Source organism: Nostoc sp. CMAA1605, from assembly GCF_021596505.1.
Lineage (GTDB): Bacteria > Cyanobacteriota > Cyanobacteriia > Cyanobacteriales > Nostocaceae > Trichormus.
This window is the reverse complement of sequence record NZ_PJIZ01000111.1, coordinates 1-18558: the sequence shown is the minus strand read 5'-3', so window position 1 is coordinate 18558 and position 18558 is coordinate 1. Positions and strand designations below refer to the sequence as shown.

Annotated in this window: 12 protein-coding genes; 7 read left to right on the top strand and 5 right to left on the bottom strand. The window is 42.4% G+C overall.

Going from position 1 to position 18558, the window contains the following annotated elements:
- Positions 1-8 precede the first annotated feature (8 nt).
- From CV014_RS25760 to CV014_RS25750, 3 genes are all read left to right on the top strand, one after another.
- Positions 9-3899, top strand: coding sequence for a VCBS domain-containing protein (locus tag CV014_RS25760; protein WP_236144620.1), 3891 nt, complete (start codon positions 9-11; stop codon positions 3897-3899).
- A gap of 726 nt (positions 3900-4625) precedes the next feature.
- Positions 4626-6059 carry a sensor histidine kinase gene (locus tag CV014_RS25755; protein WP_236144619.1) on the top strand — a complete coding sequence of 478 codons (1434 nt, stop codon included), beginning with the start codon at positions 4626-4628 and terminating at the stop codon, positions 6057-6059.
- A 182-nt stretch (positions 6060-6241) separates the two neighbouring features.
- Positions 6242-7252 (top strand): DUF1350 family protein, encoded by a 1011-nt coding sequence (locus CV014_RS25750; RefSeq protein ID WP_236144618.1) that lies wholly within the window; start codon positions 6242-6244, stop codon positions 7250-7252.
- Positions 7253-7455: 203 nt separating this feature from the next.
- Here CV014_RS25750 and CV014_RS25745 read toward each other — a convergent pair whose 3' ends face one another.
- Positions 7456-10137 carry a CHAT domain-containing protein gene (locus tag CV014_RS25745; RefSeq protein WP_236144617.1) on the bottom strand — a complete coding sequence of 894 codons (2682 nt, stop codon included), beginning with the start codon at positions 10135-10137 and terminating at the stop codon, positions 7456-7458.
- Positions 10138-10662: 525 nt separating this feature from the next.
- On the opposite strand from CV014_RS25745, the gene CV014_RS25740 reads away from it, so the two are divergent.
- Positions 10663-11202, top strand: coding sequence for a L,D-transpeptidase (locus tag CV014_RS25740; RefSeq protein WP_236144616.1), 540 nt, complete (start codon positions 10663-10665; stop codon positions 11200-11202).
- 52 nt (positions 11203-11254) lie between these two features.
- Here CV014_RS25740 and CV014_RS25735 read toward each other — a convergent pair whose 3' ends face one another.
- From CV014_RS25735 to CV014_RS25725, 3 genes are all read right to left on the bottom strand, one after another.
- Positions 11255-12112 carry a sulfite exporter TauE/SafE family protein gene (locus CV014_RS25735; protein WP_236144615.1) on the bottom strand — a complete coding sequence of 286 codons (858 nt, stop codon included), beginning with the start codon at positions 12110-12112 and terminating at the stop codon, positions 11255-11257.
- Positions 12113-12143: 31 nt separating this feature from the next.
- Positions 12144-13280, bottom strand: a complete 1137-nt coding sequence (locus CV014_RS25730) for an AAA family ATPase (protein ID WP_236144614.1) — start codon at positions 13278-13280, stop codon at positions 12144-12146.
- A gap of 91 nt (positions 13281-13371) precedes the next feature.
- Complete coding sequence (locus CV014_RS25725; protein WP_236144613.1) at positions 13372-14154, bottom strand: RNA ligase family protein; 783 nt, start codon at positions 14152-14154, stop codon at positions 13372-13374.
- Positions 14155-14423: 269 nt separating this feature from the next.
- Between CV014_RS25725 and CV014_RS25720 the strand changes: the two genes are divergently transcribed.
- The 3 genes from CV014_RS25720 to CV014_RS25710 all read left to right on the top strand — a co-directional run bounded on the left by CV014_RS25720 (position 14424) and on the right by CV014_RS25710 (position 16482).
- A complete protein-coding gene (locus CV014_RS25720; RefSeq protein ID WP_236144612.1) occupies positions 14424-15365 on the top strand; it encodes an SPFH domain-containing protein in 942 nt (313 codons plus the stop codon).
- Between the two features lie 3 nt (positions 15366-15368).
- The gene (locus CV014_RS25715; protein WP_236144611.1) at positions 15369-15545 is read left to right on the top strand and encodes an Arc family DNA-binding protein; all 177 of its coding nucleotides are present in this window, start codon (positions 15369-15371) and stop codon (positions 15543-15545) included.
- Positions 15546-16038: 493 nt separating this feature from the next.
- Entirely contained in the window at positions 16039-16482 is a 444-nt protein-coding gene (locus CV014_RS25710) for a BON domain-containing protein (protein ID WP_236144610.1), read from the top strand.
- Positions 16483-16642: 160 nt separating this feature from the next.
- On the opposite strand, the gene CV014_RS25705 is transcribed toward CV014_RS25710, so the two are convergent.
- Positions 16643-18493 carry an alkaline phosphatase family protein gene (locus tag CV014_RS25705; RefSeq protein ID WP_236144609.1) on the bottom strand — a complete coding sequence of 617 codons (1851 nt, stop codon included), beginning with the start codon at positions 18491-18493 and terminating at the stop codon, positions 16643-16645.
- Positions 18494-18558 lie beyond the last annotated feature (65 nt).

Below are 18558 nucleotides of genomic sequence, written 5' to 3'. Positions count from 1 at the left end.
GAGAAAGCATGAGCGACCCTAAATTTCTGACCATTATCACCAACCCCTTTGGTATCAGCAGTGTGGGATCATCTGCCGTACCCACATTGGCTGATATTGATGGCGATGGCGACCTTGATGTCTTTATAGGCGATAATAACGGCAATACGGTGTTCTACCTCAACACAGGTACTGCGATCGCTCCTCAGTTTGTATTTGCTAGCAGCAACCGCTTTGGTCTCACCGATGTGGGAAATTATGCCGCACCTACATTTGCCGATATTGATGGGGATGGCGACCTCGATGCCTTTGTAGGGAATCGTGACGGCAACACGTTGTTTTTCCGCAACACGGGAACTAAAACCAATCCAGTCTTCGCCGCCCCCACCACCAACTCCTTCGGTTTGACTAATGTGGGAAACTATGCTAAACCCACATTTGCTGATATTGATGGGGATGGCGACCTTGATGCGTTTGTGGGCAATGGGAACGGCAATACGCTGTTCTACCGCAACACAGGCACTGCCGCCGCCCCCCAGTTTGCCGCCCCGATCACCAACCCCTTCGGTTTGACTAATGTGGAATACGATGCCGCACCGACGTTTGCCGACGTTGATGAAGATGGCGACCTTGATGCGTTTGTGGGCAATCGTGACGGCAATACGCTGTTCTACCGCAACATAGGCTCTGCCGCCGCTCCCCAGTTTGCCGCTCCCGTCACCAACCCCTTTGGTTTGACTAATGTGGGATTATCTGCCGTACCCACATTGGCTGATATTGATGGCGATAATGACCTCGATGTCTTTGTAGGCAATCTTCAAGGCAATACGCTATTCTTTACGAACCAGCCCGATCCTCCTGCTACTGCCCCTAAATTCCTCGCCCCTATCACCAACCCCTTCGGTTTGACTGATGTGGGGTTGAATGCCTCTCCCACATTTGCTGATATTGATGGGGATGGCGACCTCGATGCGTTTGTGGGCAATAGTGACGGCAATACGCTGTTCTACCGCAACATAGGCTCTGCCAAAGCTCCCCAATTTGACGCTTCCATCACCAACCCCTTTGGCCTCACTGATGTGGGGTTCGATGCCTCTCCCACATTTGCCGATATCGATGGCGATGGCGACCTCGATGCTTTTGTGAGTGGGGTTTCTGGCGATACGTTCTTCTACCGCAACACAGGAACTGCAAAAAATCCAGTCTTTGCCGCTCCTACCACCAATCCTTTCGGTCTCACCGATGTGGGACTTTATGCCAAAACGACACTTGGTGATATTGATGGGGATGGCGATCTCGATGCCTTTGTGGGCGATGGTGACGGCAATACGTTGTTCTACCGCAACACAGGAACTGCAAAAAATCCAGTCTTCGCAGCCCCCATCACCAACCCCTTCGGTCTCATCGATGTGGGATACAGAGCCGCACCCGTACTCGCCGATATAGATGGCGATGGCGACCTCGATGCTTTTGTGAGTAATGATCACGGCAATACGTTTTTCTTTCGCAACACGGGAACTAAAACCAATCCAGTCTTCGCAGCCCCCATCGCCAACCCCTTCGGCCTCATCAATGTGGGACCTATTTTTGCTAAACCCGCGTTGGCCGATATAGATGGCGATGGCGATTTTGATGCCTTTGTGGGCAATCGTGCAGGCAATGTGTTGTTCTTCAAGTTAAATTTTACCCCCACAGCAGTTAACGATGTTGTCAGCACCAATGAAAACACCGTATTTAACGGCAACGTGCTGACTGCCAACCCCACCACCCCCGACAGCGACCCCGAAGGCGACCCCCTGACGGTAACAGCAGTCAACGGCAGTGCTGCTAATGTTGGTAATTCAATTAACTTGGGCAATGGTAAACTCACGGTAAATGCTAATGGCACATTTAGCTTTGATCCCACCAATGGTACTGCTACCCTGACAGATGGCTACGATTATTTAGCTCAAGGAGTCAATGCCACTGTATCCTTTAAATACACCATTAGCGATACTAACAATAGTACAGCCAGTGCCACTGTCGTCATTACAATTACCGGGGTGAATGATGCTGCTACCATCACAGGTGCAACCACAGGTGCAGTCACCGAAGATGGCAGCGCAATTAATGTGATAAGCACCAGTGGCTTTTTAACTGTTGATGATGTCGATACTGGTGAAAACAGATTTAAAACCACTGTCACTTCAGCAAGTGGCAATCTCGGTAGTTTCGTTCTCTCCGAGAGTGGACGTTGGACTTACTTTGTAGATAACAGTGCAGTGCAATTTCTGGGTGCAGGCGTAACCAAAAATGAAACCTTCACCATACAATCTTTTGACGGTACTGCCAAAGATATTGTCGTCACCATTACCGGCGTGAATGATGCCGCCACCATCACAGGTACAGCTACAGGCGCAGTCACCGAAGATGGCAGCACACCAAACCTCACAGCTACAGGCGCATTAATCGTTAATGATGTCGATACTGGTGAAAACAAATTTAACACCACCGTCACCTCAGCAAGTGGCAACCTCGGTAGTCTCACCATCACTGAGACTGGCACTTGGAATTACAGCGTTGCTAACAGTGCAGTGCAGTCTCTGGGTGCAGGCGTAACCAAAAATGAAACCTTCACCATACAATCTTTTGACGGTACTGCCAAAGATATTGTCGTCACCATTACCGGCGTTAACGATGCACCCACTTTAGCCCAGGCGATCGCCGATCAAACCGCTACAGCCAATCAATCCTTTAACTTTGTCATACCAGCAGACACTTTTGCTGATGTCGATGCAGGAGATACCCTCACCTATAGTGCTACCCTCGACAATGATGCCTCTTTACCCAGTTGGCTGACATTTAATCCCAACACCCGCACCTTGAGTGGTACACCCACCACTAATGATGCGGGGATTTTGAACATTAAAATCACAGCCAATGATAGCCAAGGAGCTACCGTCACAGATATTTTGGCTTTAACAGTCGTCAAAGGCTCTAACATCATCAACGGTGATGATAACGATAATTCCCTTTCTGGCACTCCCAACGCCGATATTATCAATGGCTTTGGTGGCAATGATTACATAGAAGGTCTAGCTGAGAATGACATCATTGATGGCGGTACGGGAAGACTTGATCGGATGTTTGGTGGTGGTGGTGATGATGTGATCATCGATCCAGACGGCATTTTGGGAGCGCATGGTGGTACAGGCAACGATACCATTAACATCACCTTTGCTGCCGATTGGGATAATGATACAAATCCCAGCACTACCCCACGTTCTGATGGCAAAATTACCGGCGGTTATGGCAACGACACCATTACCGTCACCATGAATAACAGTCAATTCTTTATCAACCTGAAAGCAGATGAGCCAGTTAGCAATACTGCTCAAGATGGTGATGATTTAGTGACACTGTTGGGCAGTTACCAAAATGCAATCGTTGACTTAAATGGTGGTAATGATACCTTTATCGGTGGCATTGGTAGTGACAATGTGATTGGTGGCATTGGTAACGATAGAATTTCTGGTTTTGGGGGCAATGATAAACTCACTGGCAATGATGGGGACGATGTTCTAGTTGGTGGTGCTGGTAACGATAACCTCACAGGTGGAAACGGAAAAGATTTCTTTGATTTCTCTTCACCAATTAGTGATGGCATTGATACCATTACAGACTTTAGTGTTACTGATGACAAGATTCGTGTTGATGCAGCTGGTTTTGGCGGTGGGCTAGTAGCGGGTGTTTTAGCTCAGACTCAGTTTATCTTGGGTTCAGTAGCTCAAAATCAGAGCGATCGCTTTATCTATAATCAATCTACTGGCGCACTTTTCTTTGATGTTGATGGTACAGGCTCTAGCCTTCAAGTTCAAATTGCTACTCTCTCTAATAAGGCTGTGATTGATTCTACAAATATTGTAGTTATTGAACTGTAACCTTATTGATTCCCCCCTAACCACCCTTGAAAAAGCTACCCATTAAACATCTTTCTTCACCTTCCGAGAGTATTAATTCACGTTTCTAAAACATAATTATTGCGTTTTTCATTCTCAATCAAAACGCAGTTTTAGCGAGAATAATAAACGCGAATTTGTCAAGTTGAAATAAACTCTCATGCTCTAAAATGCCTAGATAACAAGGTTTTGAGGATTGTCAAGAAAGATGTGGATAACCCATAGCTTAAAAGGAGGGACTTAGGGGGATCTATCATGTTTAAATTTCACTAACTGAAGCCTATTGCCTCATAGCCAATTCTGAAATCTCGAAACCATACTCAGTAAATCAGTGAAAAAAACCTAACACTAAGCTAAAACCCTCTTTCCCCCTACCTGGTGACAACTACAAAATTTCCCCTGTTCTACTGATAAGGGACTTCCAATTTAAAAAATATACAATCACCTGAATGGCAAGGGGGCAGGGAGCAGGCTTGCCCTGAGCGCAGCCGAAGGGAGCAGGGGGAGAGACAGTTGTTTTGAAGTAGATAAATTGGATAGTTTATTCTCTGGAAGTCCCTAACAGTGACGTATGATAGGGGAAATCGCGCCTAACTTGTTCGGTTATACGACTGTTACTAGAGTCTAAATAACTATAACCTCTAAATAGTAGTGACACTTGAAACGTCAAAAGCTGCTAGTCGCTCTTGAACCAAGAGGTGAAAGTCTGTGTACGAATGGATCTTGCCAAGTCTGAGTGAAGTGTTAGCCGAAAGTGGATCTATTGTAGCAAAAGGCTCACCGACCAAAGCAGAGCAGCAATGGCGTATGAGTCTAGCAGCGATAGAACATTTACTGATCGAAACTTTAGCCAAAACCGCATCTGATGCAACCTTGGGACTGGTTTTAGCTGCACCCGCACCGTTATTTAGTCAGCCAACCCTTACCCAAAAATTGCAGACGGTAACTTTTACCGCCAAGCCGTTTAATCCCTTGGCGTTAATGCCATTTAATATGCCAGGAGCGATCGCAATTTGTCCAGAAACCACCCCTCCTGGTGAGTCGGTTCTTCCCCTATTACCCGCCGATCCCCTAGCAGCAGAAAAGTTTTGTCTAGTATTTACCGAGAAATTTAGCTTAGTTCTCGTTTTAGCTACCCACAAAAACGGCTCTTCATCCTTTGCTTTCGCCTTTGAACCGGAAGTAGTGCAGCAAGCATGGCGCGCCTTGGGTGCGCGAGTCATGCTAACTAATCCCGATTATTTTGCGGAATTAGACTCATTAATCGCTAATTATCCTCTAGTACCGCCTGATTACCGTACTGCATTTCAATTTAGTCAGTTTCTTCTGCAAGAATTACCAGAAGAAGAAACCAAAGAATGGGGACAAGGAATCCGAGAAGAGTTTCCCCAATGTCCCATTTCCCATACCCAATCTGCAAGCACTAACACCCCAAATACAAATCCCGACGTAGAATTACTCCAAGCTTTTGCTCATGAAGTCCGTACTCCACTCACCACCATTCGGACGATGACACGCCTGCTGTTAAAACGGCGGGACTTACCCACAACTGTGATCAATCGCTTAGAAATTATCGATCATGAGTGTACCGAACAAATTGATCGCATGGAGTTGTTATTTAAAGCCGCAGAACTAGAAACCAGTGCAACCGCGAAATCTGGAATTACACATTTAACTCCCATGTCTCTTGATCAAGTGCTGCATCAAAGCATTCCCCGTTGGCAACAAGCAGCACACCGCCGTAATTTAACTTTAGATGTAGTCTTACCGCAGCAATTACCCACGGTGGTAAGTAATCCCGCCATGCTAGATCGGGTACTGACAGGCTTAATGGAGAATTTCACCCGCAGTTTACCTCCTGGTAGTCATATCCAAGTTCATGTCATCCCCGCAGGTGATCAACTCAAGTTACAATTATCACCCCAAAGCCTCTGCCCAGAAACCCATCAAGCCACCACACCCCCCATCCGCAAAGCCTTGGGACAGTTGTTAATGTTCCAACCAGAAACAGGTACAATTAGCTTGAATTTAGCTGCTACCAAACATTTATTTCAGGCGATCGGTGGTAAGTTAATTGTCCGTCAGCGTCCAGAGTACGGTGAAGTTATGACTATTTTCTTACCCTTAGAAGTCAGTCGGTAGTAGACAAGGTAGATAAGGTAGACAAGGTAGAAATTCTTACCCTATGCCCTATGCCCCATGCCCTATGCGAACATCCGTATGTAAACTAACGTTAAAATAACCTCTCTCTTCAGACGGAAATTTCCGGAACTGTCAAGCTGGGTGCTGTATCATCCCTTGTTCAGATATCGGTATAAAAAATTATGACTGCAAAAATGAGATTTCAGCCTGTTTCCCATAGCTGGGTTGCATTACATCCACAACCTAAAGGGGTAATTCAGTTTATTGGTGGGGCTTTCTTTGGAACGTTTTTCCCCATGTTCTTCTACCGTTATTTGCTGGAATCTCTATTTAAAAATGGCTACACCATAATTCTCCTCCCATTTAATTTTACGTTTAACCATTATGTAGAAGCGGGATTTTTGATTAAAGAACAATACGAAATTATCCCTGAGTTAGTCAGAATGGCTCAATTGGCTAATTATGACTACAAAATTTATCTAAAAGATACAAATTTTTCTTGGATTGGGCATAGTATAGGCTGCAAATATATTGCTCTTTTAGAAGGTTTTACCGCTTTACCTGAAGACCATAAAGAACTAGAAAAAGTTATTCGTCAAATTGTTGTCAAAAGCAGCGACACATCAGATAAAGCTGCAATTGAGCGTAAAATTCAGAGCATCCTCTCAGATATTGAAACACTAATGTATGAATTACGCCAGGAAACGGAAAAGGCGACTAATTTAAGTAGTTACTATGTGGGAGAGGAAAAAAATATCTTTTCTAGCTTATTTATTAAAGGTCAAACCTCTATTTTGTTAGCTCCTGTTAATAGTGGTACTGACAGCGCAATTCCCAAACCTCTAGCAAAAATCATTGATAAATTGGGCTTGGGTGTTAATCCCAACCCTCAAGAAACTTTTGCTCTGATTCAAGAAACTAATCTATTTAATTTATTGGGGCTAATCCAATTTAAAGCAGATAAACTTGCTAAATCAACAGTTGATTGGTTTCTTAACACCTTTAACAAACCACCAGTTGATTTTCAATATCTTGCACCAGGAGGACATTTAAAACCTCTGGGTTTACAAGTAGGTAACTCTGTAATTAATTTTCCAGATAGCTTACCAATTATTGAATCTACGCAAAAACGTAATGCAGAATTAGAATCTTATGTGATCAAACTACTGCAAGCACTAGAAAAGAAACGATAAAATCAATTCGCAATTCGCAATGGACTTCGTCCCGCTACGCTAACGCAATGGACTAACGTCCCGCTACGCTAAAGCTTTAAACCTAACTTTTTCCGATAAATTGAATTGCCATGACCTGGTTTGTTGGCTTGATATGAATAAAATTTTGTCTTAAAACCTTTCTGTGGTGTCGGTATTCGCACCACAGATTTTTTCGGGTTGGTTTAATTCCACTCCCCTTGTAAAGTAAAAGCTGCCCAATAATAGGGAGCAGCATATTTTTGCTTACGCCAAATTGCTATCTGTGCATTTCGCAAGGCGGCGGCTGGCTTGAGTTTGGCTTGTAGCATTTGTTGATAGAATGTCTGCATCAGTTCTGATGTGGCTTGATCCTCTACACTCCATAAACTGACGACGACTCGCGGACTACCTGCATACATAAACCCCCTAGTTAAACCCACTACTCCTTCTCCTTTAATCTCTTTTCCTAATCCGGTTTGACAAGCACTGAGAACTACCAGATCAGCTTTGAGGTTGAGGTTAAAAATATCATGTAGGCGCAAAAAGCCGTTTTGTGGTGTTCCCTGACGGTCAAATAGTGATAACACGATTCCAGATAATTCGGGGTTTTTGCTGTTAAGAATGCCATGAGTGGCAAAATGGATGATGCGATACTGACTCAGTTCTTGATTAGTAGCGGTTTCTCGACTAGCACTAAAATCCAAAGCTGATTTAACTTTCTGATTAGGTACAAGTGCCAAAATCGCCTCGGCTTCTTGGCGGGTAAAGCGAAGACGTTCAAAGTTAACAGACGAATCACTGACAGATTTATTTAAGGCTAGACTCTCTAAGTCATTCATTTTTGTGGACGAATGAGATGATTTAGTTAGAAGACGCTCATCATCATTTCTAAAAATCGGATCTGCTAACACAGCTAGAGTTTTGGGTGCAGGCTTACGTCCTGTTTGTTCTTTTCGCAAAATGGCTAATGTAGAGGCTGAGGGTAGGGTAACGATTTCGTGCTTTAGTAATAGTGGTTCATATTGACTGGGTTGGGAATTGGGTGACATCAAAGCAGCAAAGGGGACGTACTGTAACGCACCATCGCTAACTACCACTAATCGTTTTTCTCCTAAATGCTGGGCTACGGGAGCAAGGATAATTTGAGATAAGTTATTGATTGCTGGGCTATTTGTGCGGTATGGGTTAGTAATGTCTTGGCGAAATTTTTGAATAGCTGTTTCAATGTCTTGGCGTTTTGGTAATTCGTAACTAAATATATTTTTATTAGTGACAGCCCAAAGGTAACTCCGTTTTTCTCCCAAAGAATATTGTAGTAATAAGGTGTTGTCGTCTAGAACTTGCTGTTGAATTTGTGGCAATGATAGGGGTTGGGGTTGAGTCAAAGCAGCATAACGCGGACTAGTGGCGCGAATTTGGGCTTGAATTTGTTGATATTGTTCGACGAGTGCAGTGATTTGTGCTTCTATGGCTTGTGCTTCTGCGTTGTTTTCGTTAAGTAATTCGATTTTTTGGGCTTCTAAAACATCAAGTTTTTGCTTTAATTGCTGTTCTTGAGCCAGTAACTCTGGCTTGACTCCTTGACGAATATCTGCGTTCGCTTCACTGAGTAATTCTAAGAGACTGCGGGCGCGGGCGTTTTCACTAGCTTGCAATGCTTGAGCATCGTAACCTTGATTTGGTTGTTGCTTGTGTAATTGCATCAGCAAGTCAATCTGTAGCTGATAATAGTCTTGGACTGTAGCAAAATAAGAGGTGCGGAGTTCTTGTGAAACTATTTGGCTACGCAGTTTTTCAACAATTTTGATGGCTGTTGCAATTTGAGTTTGGGCTGTTTTGAGGTTGCCTTGCTCCTGTTCTAGAGAGGCGATGTAATAGAGATTATGGGCTTCTCTGTGTTTACTACCCAGTTGTCTGAATAAGTGGAGTGACTGTTGGAAATAATCACGGGCTTTTTGGGGTTGTCCTAATTTTTGGTGAACTCTGCCTAGATTACTGAGAGCGATCGCACTTCCTGATTTGTCTCCTACAATGGCAAATAGAGCTAATGATTTTTGGTGATAATCGAGGGCTGCTTTTTGGTCTCCTCGATGAGAGTAGACAAGAGCTATATTATTTAGGGCAACTGCTTCGCCGCTTTTATCGTTGCCTTGCTGGTATAAAGGTATAGACTTTTGATAGTAATCGAGGGCTGTTTGCTCATCACCTAAATCTGAGTAGACTTTGCCGATACTATTGATAGTATTACCTGCACTGGCTTGATCGCCTACTTGCATTTTCAGGGGTAGGGATTGATTGTAGTATTCTAAAGCTTTTTGATGTTCTCCCAAATAACCGTAAATCACCCCGATATTATTCAAGGTAATTGCCTCACCTCTTGTATCTTTGACTAGTCGTCTGAGGGGTAAGGCTTGGTGATAGTAATCTAAGGCTTTTTGTCTTTCTCCCAACTCTGAGTAAATTTTACCGATGTTATTTAAAGCTGTTCCTTCCCCTGATTTATTTCCTATTTGTTGATAGATAGACAGGGCTTTTTGGTAATAATCTTGTGCTGTTTGCTTTTCTCCGAAGTCTGAGTGAATTTTACCAATGTATGTCAAAACTGCTGCCTGTGAAGAGCGATCGCCATCTCTACGATATAAGTCTAAAGCCTGCTCAAATTTTTGTAGTGCTTGCTGTCTAGCCGCTACGGTTTTCTGATCATATAGTTGCTTTGCTTGTTGATAAACTTGTTGTGCTGTGGTTGTTTTCTCAACTGTCTGGGCAATTTTCAATGAATTATTGGTTAGCACATTAGCCAGACTCACTTCGGAAAAGCACAAAATACTGCTCAATACAATTAGAGTGTAACTTGCTAGCCAGTTTAGCAGTTGCCATTGCATCATTAAACCACCTTAATTTACTGATTACTCACAATTTCCGGCAATTCATAAATTGCTCATGTCAAATTCATCTGTGGTTGATGCGTTTCCCTATATTTAGAATTCCCCACATTGGGAAAAAAATCACAGTTTAATCATTTTTATTCATTTCTTGATAGATTGTTTAAGCAGAACAGTAAGGGCGGTTTTTTAAAAATCTGTTTTCCAACTTGAATATCTTGCATAACCCGCCTCTACAAATCCAAAATTTCAAATTACCTGCATACTGTTTAAATCTTTGTGAATATATCCAAAGCAGGATAATCACTATGTTTTTCCGGAATGAGCATAAATTAAAATGAAGGGAAATATAGAACAAAGAATTTGTTTGTCTGCCTCAGCAATCTGCGTAAATCCTAGCTTTCTCTAGATAATCATTCAAAACACTCTACAGTCCGAAACATCAAGTTTCATGTTTTGAATCCTCAATTTTTCGTAATCAAAAGCTTAGGAATTGATGACTTTAGCAGCATAATAAGGTGGTGCAGTATGCAAAATGGGATTCACAATAGCACAAGATTTGGCGCAGGAAAACTCTTCACTGGTGTAGTGATTATGATGGCAGCTTTGCTATCTGGGTTAGCACCAACTATAGCTGATCCTCATACACCCAAAGCCATAGCAGCTTTAGCTAATGGCAGTAGTATCGCCACTTCTAATATTCAAGCAGCATCCCAAACTAGACGAATTGTCATTGATTTATCAGCACAGCGTCTATTTGCTTGGGAAGGAGATAAATTAGTATATTCTTTCCGCGTTTCTACGGGAAAAGGTTCTACACCTACACCTACGGGTAAATTTAGAATTAATTCCAAATACCGTATTAACCGGATGCGCGGACGAGGTTACGATATTCCCGATGTTCCTTACGCCATGTACTTTTACCAAGGCTATGCCATTCACGGGGCTTATTGGCATAATCGCTTTGGGACTCCAGTTAGTCATGGTTGTGTCAATTTACCCGTCAAACAAGCCCGCAAGCTTTTTAATTGGGCTTCTCCAGGAACGTTGGTAGTAGTGCGGAGGTAAAGGCGGGAATGGGGTATGGGAATTTCTCTGTTGGGTGTTAATCTCAACAGTTTCACCATTTGAATAACATGAAAATGGCGATCGCTATGACAAAATAGGCAAAACCTGTTTCTAATTTTTGTGCCTCAATAAATTTGGTTAAGTAAGCACCAATTAACATTCCTATAGCTGCGGCTAAGGTAAAAGTCAGCATTAAGTCAATATCTATGGGAACATGACCCCAATATCCCGCAAAGCCTGTAATGGATTTAAAGGTCATAATCACTAAAGAAGTCCCAATGGCTTCTTTAATTGGTGTGTTACCCAAAATTACTAAAGTCGGGATAATCATAAACCCACCACCAATTCCCACTAGTCCCGTGAGAATTCCCACCCCAAAGCCTTCCGTGGGAACTGCTAACCATCGGGGAATACGTTCATAAAAGCTAGGTGAGGAATTGACTTCAGCAGTTAGCAGTTGTGCATCAACACCATTGGAAATGACATCTAACTCTAGATTTGCTGATGATTTGTTCTGGCTATTACGCAACATCACATAGGCAGCGACAAACATCACCGCCACAAATAAAAGATGCTGTAAAGTGGGTGTGACTATGGGGAGAGTAGCTAGACGCGCCCCCATGTAAGCACCTACCATCGCCCCAGGAGAAAATAAAAGGGCTGTTTGAAAATTGACATTGTTTTGTTGCCAGTGGGGAATGATGCCAATTAAACTAACAGCACCGATAGTTACTAAACTCATGGCGATCGCGGACTTAATTGGCACTCCCAGCACATAAACTAGGATGGGTACAGCTAAAATCGACCCACCACCGCCAATTAAGCCCAAACTCACACCTATACAAATAGCCAAAAAGTGAGCAATTATCATCATTTGAAAGTTGGGAATGGGGCATTGGGCATGGGGCATTGGGCAAGAAATTCTACCTTGTCTACCTTGTCTACCCTACACCCCTTGATTCAACTATCCAATCTACCACCTGTGCTTCAGTGATATTCGGGACTTCTAAACGGCTTTTCATTTTATAGAGTACCTTTTCTGGGACTTGAGCAGGGCGATCGCGATTTCTTGTCAGTAATTCCTCCCAAGGTGCTTCTAGGTAAACAATGCGAATTTTTGCTTGATAATTAGCAAACTGGCCAATTAGTGAACCTCTTAACTGACGACTGATATTAGTAGCGTTCCAGACGAAAGATTGTCCGTTCCGCAGATAGTCTTTGGCTAAGGCTTTGGCTGCATTCACTACCGCACCTTGTTCTGCGTCTGGGGCAATTTTCATTGTCTGTCTGAGTTCATCTAAAGAAATTACTGGCCAGTCAGGGAGATTTTCTTGAATCCAAGTGTCTTTCCCCGCCGCCGGTAATCCTGACATCATCACCACTTCTAAGCGAGTATCATCGTAGGCTGCATAGTCTGGATGACCATTTTCTTTTTGAAAATAAATAAACCGACTATGATTTGAAGGAAAGGGGCGCGCTTGGTCAAAACAGTGATTTTCTTGGGTATATTCTCGAAAAAAGGCAATCCTTTCTAATAACTGGGCTTGGTCGTCACAATATCTTCCCCGCACATCGGCTTCAGCTAATAAACTCAGCCAATCGCAACGGATGATTTGACTAGTTTTAATCACTGCTTTTTCGGGGTTTGGTTTGTCCCAAAACCATAAAGGTAAGCTACCGTATTTCACTAAAGCCACAATCGCTTCCCGTTCATGGAATGGAACTTCTAAATCCCAGAGAATTGATTGTGTCATCTTTGCACCTTGGAGGACATGACCTTTGGAAGAGATAGCACCATCAGTTTCTATTTGGGTGGCTGTGGGTTTAGCAACATCATGCAGCAAAGCCGCCGCAAATAATACTGAACGTTCTGTGGGTGCTAAGGTTCGCCATTGTGGTAGATTTACTAATGCTTCACACACTAATTTTGTGTGAACTAAAACATTACCCTCAGCGTGATAACGAGGGTCTTGGGGACAATCAGCGAGCGATCGCAACCAATCAAATTCTCTTTCTAATCCTGTCCAATCTATTTTCCAGTCATCCGCATCTGGACAATAGGGAAAAGTCCAATTCATAATTCTCTCCCTCAAATTCTAGTAACATTTGTTCGTAGTGAGGACTTTAGTCCTCAAATCTCTCAGGACTAAAGTCCTTACTAAAAACAAATCAAAATAAATTCACATCAGAACGCAGCAAATTGGGGATAATCGGACGATTTAGCCAATGACCATCAGATTGTTGAATGGTAGTTAAAAAGCTGGAACGCACATATTTATAACGTGCTATGACTGTATCCCCTGGTTCGACTTTGATATATAAACCTTCCATCAAAGCACTTTGGTCAGTTTGCTTCAGAGAACGTTCTACATCTAGTCCTTGTGCTTGACAAATCTGGCGGAAATTTTCTAGATATGCAGATGTTTGATAGTGAGACTCACCTAATAAACCCAGCAATTGCTTATAGGATTGCAGTTCACCAGTAAACAAAATGGGTACAGAAACTAGTGGTAGTCCGGCTAGTAGCTGCTGGCGGCGTTGAGTGCTAAGAAATACCTGATTTTCTAAATCCAGCACATCGTATTCTAAAAAGTAGTGGGGTAAAGCGTCATAAAAAACTGTGTGCTTCGCATACAGCCATTCCCCAAACAAAATAAAACGACTCCCCAAAACTTCCCAAAATGCGCCTGTGTGAGTATACGCCCACTGCTTAAACAGATTAAAGTGCTTTTCTCTTGCACCACCTGTTAAGTAATGTCCCCGGCTTTGCAGTCGGAGTTGTCCATCAGCCGTAAAACTGATAGCGGCGTTTGCGCCATCCACTTTTTCTTCCACTACTACATACTGTTCTTTGATAGTTGCAAAGGGGATACTATCGAGGTCTTCATCCCCAGGTTGCAACCGCGAACCCTCGATGTGATGGGTACGCGGATATTTATAGATTTGTTCCATGATTTTTTACCTTGGTAAAAGCAATCAAAATCTTGACGTAGAGAGGTTTGACGAATGAGTTATGTTCATTCGCAATGATTGAGAATTTGATTGAACCAAGGGATTACATAATCGTGACCTCTAGTTGCAGAGTGCTGACATCATAAATTTACTTCACAAGCTCAAGCCAGATTTCCAGAATTCGAGAATGTAAACATCAATTTTGCCACTTTGATATTTCTGATACTATGATGATATCATCGCGATATAAATTGAGTATCATTAAAACTATGAATCAAAAAATCAAGGAATTTCCGGCGTTCAAGGTGAACGGCTTTATCATGTTGGCGGTGGTGGGAGCGATCGCCCTTGTAGGTGGGTGGTATATTTGGTCTAGAATTACGGGACTAGAAGCTTTATTAGCCAGAGGACTGAAAGTTACTGATTTCATCGGTCGTGACGATACTGTTGCTGAGTTAGTCGCTTGGTTGACTGCTACACTTTTGATTGTGGTTATCCCGTCCTTATCGGGATTTTTTACCGTTGAACCGAATCAAGCGATCGTTTTGGTATTTTTTGGGCAGTATATGGGGACAGTCCGAGAATCGGGCTTTTGGTGGACAAATCCCTTTGCTAGTAAACAAAAGATTTCGTTGCGGGTGCGTAACTTCAACAGTAAAATCATCAAAGTCAACGATGCTGAAGGTAGCCCTATCGAAATAGCAGCCGTTGTGGTTTGGCAGGTTTTCGACTCAGCTAAATCAAAGTTTGCTGTCGATGACTATGAAGAATTTGTGGCTATCCAAAGTGAAACTGCTATCCGTGCATTAGCTATACGTTATCCTTACGATAGTACCGACGACACAGCTACACCATCTTTGCGGGGAATTCCCGATGAAATTGCTCAAGCCCTGCAAAAAGAACTCCAAGCCCGTTTGGAAGTCACAGGCGTAGAAGTAATTGAAGCGAGACTCTCCCATTTAGCCTACGCGCCAGAAATCGCGCAAATGATGCTGAGAAGACAACAAGCCAAAGCCTTAATTGATGCGCGACGGCAAATTGTAGAAGGTGCTGTGGGTATGGTGAATGAAGCTTTGAACCGTCTGAGTCAAGAACAAATGATTGATTTAGATGATGAACGTAAGGCCTCAATGATTAATAATTTATTGGTGGTGTTAACTTCCGAGCAAACCGCCCAACCTGTTATTAATACTGGCACACTTTATAACTAATCAATGGGACAAAAAAAACGATTTTTGTTACGTGTAGATGAAAAGCTGTATGAACTACTGGAAAAATGGTCAGCCGATGAATTAAGAAGTGTAAATTCACAAATTGAGTATCTGTTGACTGAAGCAGTAAAGAAAGCTGGACGATGGAAAGATAATCAAAATCAATCCATAGACGAGTAATACCAATTTTGGATTTTGGATTTTGGATTTTGGATTGAAAGCCTAGATTCTTAGCCTATTCCCGAATCTTGCAACAATACTACCTATTCCAATTCAGTATAATCAAGTTATTAGAAGCTAGAGGAGAAGAATTTTGCCTTTCCTCTAGCTTTTATAGTTTAATTGATATCACATTAGGATTGTTATACACAAATATCTCAGTAAATTTATTGGTTTTATTTTTACAATTAGTTAGTTTAACAGACTTTTTAGATATCAAGAAAAGCCCTAAATTACGCATTCATATTTTAATTATTACAAGGTTCTCAATAATTTCAACCTTTCCTGATAAACTTGCGGATTTCAATCATTAACAGACGAATAAGTTGCTAGATACAGCTATCTGGGATTGCTGCAAATATTCCCAATTTCAACTTTCCTCGGCTGCAAACCTTTGCTCATCAAGCTAACACACATTAATTAACCGCCTCAGTTGTTTAATTAGGAGATAAACATGAAAAAGCTAGTTACATTGATAATTAGTGGTTGCTTATTGATTGGGACTTTTGGTTGTGAAGAGGGTGCTAAAAATGCTGCGGATACTACTAATACTCCCAGTATAAATGTCAAAAAAACTACAACAACTACAACTACAAAATCTACTGATAAAGCAACCATTCTGCCCATCATTGGTGCAGATACTAAAGCTAAAACTACCACCGATAAAACTGCAATTAGCAAAGCTGACGCAGAGTTGAAAACCGCTATCAGCAAAAAGCTAGCGACTGGTTTACCAGGTAATAAATTAGTCATCGAAAATAATAATGGTGAAGTTATTATTAAAGGTACAGCTATTTCTAAAGCAGAACTAGCAAAAGCTGAAAAATTAGTTAAAGAAGTTACAGGTGTGAAGAGTGTAACAATAGAAGCCCAAGTAAAAGCTCCCAAAAAATCTTAGGCGCAACAAATTTGAGATTTGGGATTTAATCTAACATCCCAAATCCCAAATTGAAAATCTAAAATTCGGAAAATTAAAGACCAAAAATCAGTGATGGCGGTTTTTGGTAGATATTCACGCCCTCAAACAGATATTTTAGTTAAACCCGCCCGTACAACCATCAACTTTTTTCTACCCCTAAAGTTTGACCAGGAAATCCTGCGGTATCAAAATATTGTAACCCATCTAAAATTTGACACTTGAGAATTGTTTTTAAGCCATTAGCAGCCGTTTGAGATTCTAAAACTTTGGTACTAAATTTTAAATTTGTCTCGCCACCAATTAAAGCTTCACTTAACACCCGACCTACTAATTTACCTTTGTTAATTAACTTCAGACGTAGCACTTGCGCTAAAGTTGGTGCGACATCAGCATTACTAACGGGAGCTAAATCTTGATATCCTGACTTAAAATCAGGGCCGATCGCAGCCATAATATTGTAAGTGTCAGCACGGCTAAAGCTTCCGTGCATTCCTTGACCCTGCTGTAAAGTAGTATCCGCCACTTCCGCACCGCAGGCTGTTGGTTCTGCACAACCAGTATCAAAAGAACGGAAATTCACCACAATCGAAGGTACAGGGGTAAGTGCTGTTCCTTTCAACATCACGGCACTTAAAGGTAAAGTCCCAGGAATTTTACCCAAAGCATCATCAACGAATAAACCACTAACATAATCTTGTTGTAGCAGCACTTCGACAATCTTGTTTGCCAAAGCTTGATTCCCAGTTGGTAAGTAGATTAAATCCGAACCGCCATTTGCAGCCACTATGACTTCTGGTTGGTTGGGTTGTTGACCGATAATTGCATTTTGCGGATGCTGTCCCTGGGTGGGATCAATGGGATGATTTTGATGATCTGGGTCAAATAAAGATAACTGTAACCCGTGGGCTAAATCTATAGCTAAAAAACCAGGGGGGAGAAACCCAGAGGGGACATCTGGATAAGAGAGAGTCGCCGCATAACTGGTTTTACTCTCCTTGCTAATAGTTGAAAAACCGTGGTCAGCCGTGACGAATATATTAGTAGTAGCAGCTAAACCTAAATCCTGGAGTGCAGTCTGAATTTGCGCCAAGTTCTTGTCTACATTTTGCCTGGCGGCTTGTACAGTTGCACCGTTAATACCAGGGATTAGTTGATGAAGGCTATCACCTTGATTGTGTTGTGTGCCGTCGGGGTCACGCGACCAGTAGACTAAGACAAAAGGTTTTTGGCGTTGTTGAAATAAAGGCAAAATAACTTTAGTCGTCACATCCGCAAAATATTGCTGTTGAATAGTGTTAGCTACCTTTGTCCCTGGGGTTTCCTTGTCGCCAGATTTGCCATTTTCGCCCCGTTTCGGAGTGGCGAGGGGGAGAGAATTTTTTGTTAATAGTGTAGTGATTTCTGGGCTGAGGGGAATTCCTGTTGATGTTCCAGTTGCATCATCAATAATGATTGTGGGTGTGCTGGTGGCTTGGGTGACATCTTGAATTAACACAGGGCCGACTTTTCCCACGGCTGCGGTACTGAAATCTGCGGTTTTCGCCGTCGCCAGTAAAGAGGTTTCATTCAGATAATTAGCCCCAAACTGTTGGTTAACTTCCTTGAGGACAGCGTTATTTTCCAAAAAAGGAACTAGGCTATTTTTGGCACTTTTTACAGGTGCTTTGACTTTAATCACATTGCTAAAATCACCAGTGTCGCCGAGATAGTGACCGGTAGCGATCGCCGAAGCATTAGCTGTGGTAAAAGTGGGAAATAATGAGTGCGTATTAGTAAAATTTACTCCCTGTTGTTGGATTGCAGACAAAGTTGGCATATCTGTACTATTAACAGTCCCAGGACGCAGACCATCCGCAACAAAGATAATTGCATTATGTGGTCTGGCTGGCTGGTTGCGTTTTTCCAGCAAAAATGGTGTACAAGCCGCTATGAGTGCAATCACACACAGCACAAGCAATAGCCATTGACGATATTGTGTATAAATCCGCATAAACCCTTGGTATTTTCGAGACACCAAGATTTTATTAGTTAGTCAATAGTCAATAGTCAATAGTC